The 6,109-nt window shown below is 72.5% G+C and carries 7 protein-coding genes; 3 read left to right on the top strand and 4 right to left on the bottom strand.

The genetic code is table 11. From position 1 onward, the window contains the following. Positions 1–163, bottom strand: a 163-nt coding sequence (locus tag AOK18_RS31140) for a maltotransferase domain-containing protein (RefSeq protein ID WP_157865134.1), incomplete at its 3' end; no start/stop codon positions are given. 74 nt (positions 164–237) lie between these two features. Further along, on the bottom strand, positions 238–537 hold the full coding sequence (locus AOK18_RS19885; protein ID WP_055573954.1) for a DUF5133 domain-containing protein: 300 nt from the start codon (positions 535–537) through the stop codon (positions 238–240). A gap of 367 nt (positions 538–904) precedes the next feature. Here AOK18_RS19885 and AOK18_RS19880 point away from each other — a divergent pair, with 367 nt between their 5' ends. Next, on the top strand, positions 905–1,417 hold the full coding sequence (locus tag AOK18_RS19880; RefSeq protein ID WP_055573953.1) for a hypothetical protein: 513 nt from the start codon (positions 905–907) through the stop codon (positions 1,415–1,417). Continuing rightward, positions 1,414–3,558 (top strand): glycogen debranching protein GlgX, encoded by a 2,145-nt coding sequence (gene glgX, locus AOK18_RS19875; protein WP_055695244.1) that lies wholly within the window; start codon positions 1,414–1,416, stop codon positions 3,556–3,558. The genes AOK18_RS19880 and glgX overlap by 4 nt, the downstream gene beginning before the upstream one ends. A gap of 56 nt (positions 3,559–3,614) precedes the next feature. Here glgX and AOK18_RS19870 read toward each other — a convergent pair whose 3' ends face one another. Further along, entirely contained in the window at positions 3,615–4,418 is an 804-nt protein-coding gene (locus AOK18_RS19870) for a VOC family protein (protein ID WP_055695243.1), read from the bottom strand. Between the two features lie 252 nt (positions 4,419–4,670). Here AOK18_RS19870 and AOK18_RS19865 point away from each other — a divergent pair, with 252 nt between their 5' ends. Continuing rightward, positions 4,671–5,030: an ANTAR domain-containing protein gene (locus AOK18_RS19865; RefSeq protein WP_055573950.1), complete on the top strand. Its 360-nt coding sequence runs from the start codon at positions 4,671–4,673 to the stop codon at positions 5,028–5,030. Positions 5,031–5,049: 19 nt separating this feature from the next. Here AOK18_RS19865 and AOK18_RS19860 read toward each other — a convergent pair whose 3' ends face one another. Further along, complete coding sequence (locus AOK18_RS19860) at positions 5,050–5,844, bottom strand: RNA polymerase sigma factor SigF (protein WP_055695242.1); 795 nt, start codon at positions 5,842–5,844, stop codon at positions 5,050–5,052. Positions 5,845–6,109 lie beyond the last annotated feature (265 nt).

Below are 6,109 nucleotides of genomic sequence, written 5' to 3'. Positions count from 1 at the left end.
TCAGGACGACGTTGGCGGCCACCGCGTCGTGCCCCTCGCGGAACACGGTCGCCGTCACCTCGAACGTCTCCCCGACGACCGCCTTCGCCGGCCGTCTGCCGCATTCGACGGCCGGCCGGACGTCCCGTACCGGGATGCGTCCGATGGCCCGGGTCGCCTTCATGGGTCTGTACCTCCGCCGTGCTCGACGCCGGGCCCGAGCCCGGTCGTGGGACGAAATGGAGGCGGGAAGGTCCTTCACCTTCCCGCCGGGGACCGCCGCTCGACCGCCGGCGGACCCCGCCTGGCCGCGGGGGCCGGCCGGGGCCTGTCGTTCTGTTCCTGCAGGTAGGTGACGGGACCGGTGCGCAGGTACCGTTCGGCCGCGTCGGCCGCCTCCCGCGCGCAGCGCTTGCCCATCAGCACGCAGAGGGTGTGGCCCGACTCCTCGAACGTCGCCCGCACCGTGAGGTCGGTGGGGACGGCGAGCATCACACGCTCCCAGGCCCGGTAGCGGCGCAACTGCCGGGCGACTTCGGCTCTGGCGGGTAGCAGCATGGCGCCGTTCCCCTTTCCGGGGCTCGTGGGGGGACGTTTCTTCCGGCGGTCGGGCGACGGCCGTGCGCGCGAAGGACACGGTGCCGCGACGGCGACCGGGGACCTTCACACATGGTGCACGATCGGAAACTGTGCGTCCTGTTGGACCATGGTTCGGTGTGGCGGGCCGGAGGGCGTCCGGGGCCGGGGTGAACTGCGCCCATCCGGCGCAACGGTCACCCGGGCCGTGCGCTCGTGTTGCACGGATGGACCAACCCGGTCACGCTGATGGTGACTCAGAAGCGCCAGCCGCTCACGTTTCGTGTTCGGGGCTCGTCCCGCAGGGGCGAGGGGAAATCGGGAGCTTCGCGGTGAGGAGCCAACGAAGATGAAGAGCGCAGTGCCCTGCTACTACCACCTCGACGTGGAAGTCGGCCCGGAGCGTCCGGAACAGGTCGGCCGCATACTGGCCGCCCACCTCCGGCACTGGGACCTGGAGAACCTGGCGGAACCCGTCTGCCGCGGCACCGGGATGCTGCTGCGCGCCATCGACGAGCACGCCACCGACAAGCACGCGTCGATCGAGATGTGGTGGAACGGCCAGCACCTCATCACTGCCGTCGGAGGCCGGGACCGCGCTCTGCGCCCCGACCAGGAGCTGCGCGGCTGCCTGGAACACATCGCCGCCAGCAGCCACGGCTGGGGCTGCTGCACCACCGCGACCGGCAGCCGGGTCGTCTGGTTCTCGCAGCGGGCCCGCGCCGACGAGCGCGTCCCGCTGGTGCCGACCGGACCGGACCCGAGGGTGAGCGAGGGCCTGGACCTGCCCCGCACGGTCACCGTCGCCCAGCTGGCGGGCCTGGCGCGCACCCCCGCCGGCCTTCTGGCGGCGGCCCGGTGACCCGGAGGAAAACCGGCCGAGGGGCGCCCGCGTGGAGCGGGCGCCCCTATCCGCTGGGCGCGGTCCATGACGGCGGGGGCACCAACTTCGCCCTGTTCAGCGAGGTCGCCGAGGGCGTCGAACTCGTCCTGGTGGACGACTCCGGCCGCCGCACCACCGTCCCGCTGACCGAGGCCGACGGTTTCGTGTGGCACGGTTACCTGCCCGGCGTCGGACCCGGCCAGCGCTACGGCTACCGGGTGCACGGGCCGTGGGCCCCGGCCGCGGGACACCGCTGCAATCCGGCGAAGCTGCTCCTCGACCCGTACGCCACGGCCGTCGACGGGCAGATCGACAACCATCCCTCGCTCTACGAACGCCGCCCCGACGGCCCGGACCCGGCGGACAGCGCCGGACACACCGTGCTGGGCGTGGTGACCGACCCGGCGTTCGACTGGGGCGACGACACCCGGCCCGGCCGGCCGTACGCCGACACGGTGATCTACGAGGCCCACGTCAAGGGCATGACCCGTACCCATCCCGAGGTCCCCGCCGAGCTGCGCGGCACCTACGCGGGACTGGCCCACCCGGCGGTGGTCGAGCACCTGACCTCGCTGGGCGTCACCGCGGTGGAGCTGATGCCGGTGCACCAGTTCGTCCAGGACGGTGTGCTGCAGAGCCGCGGCCTGGCCAACTACTGGGGCTACAACACCATCGGCTACTTCGCCCCGCACAACGCCTACGCCGCCCGCGGCACCCGCGGACAGCAGGTCGCCGAGTTCAAGACGATGGTCCGGACCCTCCACGCGGCGGGGCTCGAGGTGATCCTGGACGTCGTCTACAACCACACGGCCGAGGGCAACGAGAAGGGCCCCACCCTCTCCTTCCGCGGCATCGACAACTCCGCGTACTACCGGCTGGTGGACGGCGACTGGTCGCATTACTACGACACCACCGGCACCGGCAACAGCCTCCTGATGCGCCACCCCTACGTACTCCAGCTGATCATGGACTCGCTGCGGTACTGGGTCACCGAGATGCACGTCGACGGGTTCCGCTTCGACCTCGCGGCGACGCTGGCCCGGCAGTTCCACGAGGTGGACCGGCTCTCCGCGTTCTTCGACCTCATCCAGCAGGACCCCGTGATCAGCCGCGTCAAGCTCATCGCCGAACCGTGGGACCTCGGCGAGGGCGGCTACCAGGTGGGCAACTTCCCCCAGCTGTGGTCGGAGTGGAACGGCAAGTACCGGGACGCCGTACGGGACTTCTGGCGCGCCGAGCCGCACACGCTCGGCGAGTTCGCCTCCCGCCTCACCGGCTCCTCCGACCTGTACGCGCACAGCAGGCGACGGCCCCGCGCCAGCGTCAACTTCGTCACCGCGCACGACGGCTTCACACTGCGCGACCTCGTCTCCTACAACGAGAAGCACAACACGGCCAACGGCGAGGACGACCGGGACGGCGAGAACCACAACCGGTCCTGGAACAGCGGCGCGGAGGGCGACACCGACGACCCGTCCGTGCTCGAACTGCGGGCCCGCCGCCAGCGCAATTTCCTCGCGACGCTGTTCCTCTCGCAGGGCATCCCGATGCTCTCGCACGGCGACGAGGTGGGCCGCAGCCAGCGCGGCAACAACAACGCCTACTGCCAGGACAACGAGACCTCCTGGATCAGCTGGAAGCTGACCGAGGAGCAGCGTTCCCTGCTGGCCTTCACCCGGCGCGTCATCGCGCTGCGCACCGCCCACCCCGTACTGCGCCGCCGCCGCTTCTTCCACGGCGGGCCGGCGTCCCGCACGGGCCGGGGCCTGCCCGACCTGGTGTGGCTGCTGCCGGACGCCGAGGAGATGTCCGACGCCGACTGGCGGCGCTCGGACGCGCACAGCGTCGGCGTCTTCCTCAACGGCGACGCCATCGCCGAGCCGGACCCGCGCGGCCGGCGGCTGGTCGACGACTCCTTCCTGCTGCTGCTCAACAGTCACTGGGAGCCGGTGGACTTCCGCCTCCCGGACACCGCCTACGGCGAGCGCTGGACGGCGCTGATCGACACCGCCGACCCGGACGGCGTCCCCGACGAGTCGGAGTACAAGGCGGGCACCGGGCTGACCGTGGGTCCGCGCAGTCTGGTGCTGCTGTCCCGGCCGCCGCTCACCGCGCGGTGAGCGGCCGCGGTCCTCCCGGCGGACGCGCCGGGAGGACCGCGGGGGGCCGGCCGGGGTCAGCGGCCCCGGCGCGCGGTCACCGTGAACACGGCGCCCTCGTTGTCGCGCAGCACGGCCTCCCCGTCACGCCGGGTCACCACGCCGCCGCCGTGCCGCTCGGCCGCGCGGACACAGGCGTCCACGTCCGCCACGGTGAAGTGCACCTGCCAGTGCGGCCGGATCGTGGGATCGGGTGCCGAGCCCAGTGCCCCCGACTGGATGCAGGCGAGGACGTGCCCGTCCCCGCGCAGCACCACCTCCTCGCCCTCGTAGGCGACCTCCGTGCGGTCCGTCCCCGTCGTACCCCAGTCGAAGACCTCGCCGTAGAAGATGGCGGCGTCGAAGGCGTCCCGGGTGTGCAGCCTGATGAAGGAGGGCTGGGACCGCTGCCAGCTGAGCCAGTCGGTGGACAGCTCGCCCTCCCACACCCCGAAGGTCGCGCCGTCCCGGTCGGCCAGCAGCGCCGCGCGGCCCGGGGGCAGCGAGATCGGCCCGACCGCCAGGGTGCCGCCGCGCTCCTGCACCCGCGCCACCGCCTCGTCCGCACTGCGCGCCGCGAAGTACGGGGTCCAGGCCACGGCCATCCGCCACATGTCGGCGACCGCGGCGACGCCCGCCACCGGGGCGCCGTCCGCCAGGGCGACCCGGAACCGCTCGCCCAGCCGGACCGAGCGCCACCGCCAGCCCAGCACCGCCCCGTAGAACTCCTCGGTCGTCCCCAGGTCACGGCTGGTCAGACTCACCCAGCAGGGCGTCCCGAACACGGAGTGCGTCGGGAAGACGTCCGTCGTGCCGGAGGGGGAGGGCATGTCGTGGTTCATCACAGTCGCGTCCTGATCGCTGATCTCGTCGGCCTGGCAGGGACCCGTGGACTCCAGTGTCCGGCCTCTACGGCCCGGGGCGCCTGCCGAGTACCCCCACAGTGACGTCCGGACCCGTGCGGCGGGCCGTGGACACGCCCGGTGGCACGGGGCGGGACGAGTGGCGACGATGGAAGGGCCGGACATCCGCCGAAGGCGCCCGAACGCGGGTGCGGACGGCACGGGAGCGGCACACCGGACCCGGAGGTGACCATGCCCACGGACGGGGAAGCGGACCGCATCCTTCAGCTGGAGGAAGAGGTGCAGCAGCTGAAGGAGGCGGTCGTCTCGCACGCGGTGGTGGACCAGGCGATCGGCGTGGTCGTCGTCCTCGGGCGGGTGTCGCCCGACCAGGGGTGGACGGTGCTGAGGGAGATCTCCCAGCACACCAACGTCAAGCTCCGCGACGTCGCCGGGGCGATCGTGGCCTCGGGGCGCACCGGTGTGCTGCCGCCGGGCATCCGGGCGGAGCTGAGGAACGCCCTGGACCGGCTCGGTGCCCCGGGCTGCCCGGCCGCCGCGGCCCGCCCCGCCGGTCCGTTCCGCGCCCGGGACGCGGTGGCCGGGCCCTGACGGTTCCGGACGGCCCCGGTCAGCCGGCTTCCGCCCGCAGCTCCTCGCGCACCTGTGCGAAGCAATTGCTGAGCAGGCGGGACACGTGCATCTGCGAGATGCCGAGCAGCTCGGCGATGCCGCTCTGCGTCATGCCGCGGAAGAACCGCAGGTAGAGAATGAGCCGCTCGCGTTCCGGGAGCGCCTCGAGGCAGGGCCGTACCGCCACCCGGTCGACGACCGTGTCGTACGCGGGGTCCGGGCCGCCGAGCGAGTCCCCGAGCGCGTAGCCGTCCGTGCCCGGCATCTCCGCCTCCAGCGACAGCGCGGAGAAGCATTCCAGGGCCTCCGTGCCGGTGCGCACCTCGTCCTCGGTCAGATGCGCGTACGCGGCGATCTCGGCGGTCGTCGGGACCCGGCCGGGAGTGGTCTGCGCCAGCTCCTTGGCGGCGTGCCGCACCCGGTTGCGCAGGTCCTGGACCCGGCGGGGCACGTGCAGGGTCCACATGTGGTCGCGGAAGTGGCGTTTGATCTCCCCGGTGACGGTCGGCACCGCGTACGCCTCGAAGGCGGTGCCGCGCGCCGGGTCGTAGTGGTCGACGGCCTTGACCAGGCCCAAGGCCGCCACCTGGTACAGGTCTTCCAGCGCCTCGCCGCGCCCGCGGAAGCGCACGGCGATCCGCTCGGCCATGGGCAGCCAGGAACGGACGAGTTCGTCCCGCAGCGCCTTGCGCTCGGGGCCTTCCGGCAGCCCGGCGAGGCGGACGAAGTCCTGGGCGGTGTCCGGGGCGTCGTGGTGGGGATGCGGCTTCGTGGTGCTGCCGGCGATACGCATGACGCGCACCTCCCTGAGCAGGTGCCGGGTGGACGGGCACCGTGGGAGCGCGGACTCGGACCACACGGAGGAGACCCGGGGGCGGCGAGCCGGTTCCCACGGTCGTGCCTCCGGTCCGAAGCACTGAACGACTCATTCCCCGTATCAGTGAGGTGAAACGATTCTTCACATGCGGTGCGGTGAATGCGCCGGGAATCGCGGGAATTCCACGCTGCGGAACCGGGGGAATTCGGTGCGTGAAATCCCGGAGGGCGGCGGGCCGGCG

It is taken from the genome of Streptomyces prasinopilosus, assembly GCF_001419695.1.
In the GTDB taxonomy this organism is placed as follows: domain Bacteria; phylum Actinomycetota; class Actinomycetes; order Streptomycetales; family Streptomycetaceae; genus Streptomyces; species Streptomyces prasinopilosus.
This window is presented reverse-complemented; position numbering and strand designations above follow the sequence as displayed.

Coding starts and splice junctions, on each gene's coding strand:
- AOK18_RS19865 (WP_055573950.1), top strand. CDS start 4,671: ATGCCCACGGACGGGGAAGCGGACCGCATCCTTCAGCTGGAGGAAGAG.
- AOK18_RS19880 (WP_055573953.1), top strand. CDS start 905: ATGAAGAGCGCAGTGCCCTGCTACTACCACCTCGACGTGGAAGTCGGC.
- AOK18_RS19885 (WP_055573954.1), bottom strand. CDS start 537: ATGCTGCTACCCGCCAGAGCCGAAGTCGCCCGGCAGTTGCGCCGCTAC.
- AOK18_RS19870 (WP_055695243.1), bottom strand. CDS start 4,418: ATGAACCACGACATGCCCTCCCCCTCCGGCACGACGGACGTCTTCCCG.
- AOK18_RS19860 (WP_055695242.1), bottom strand. CDS start 5,844: ATGCGTATCGCCGGCAGCACCACGAAGCCGCATCCCCACCACGACGCC.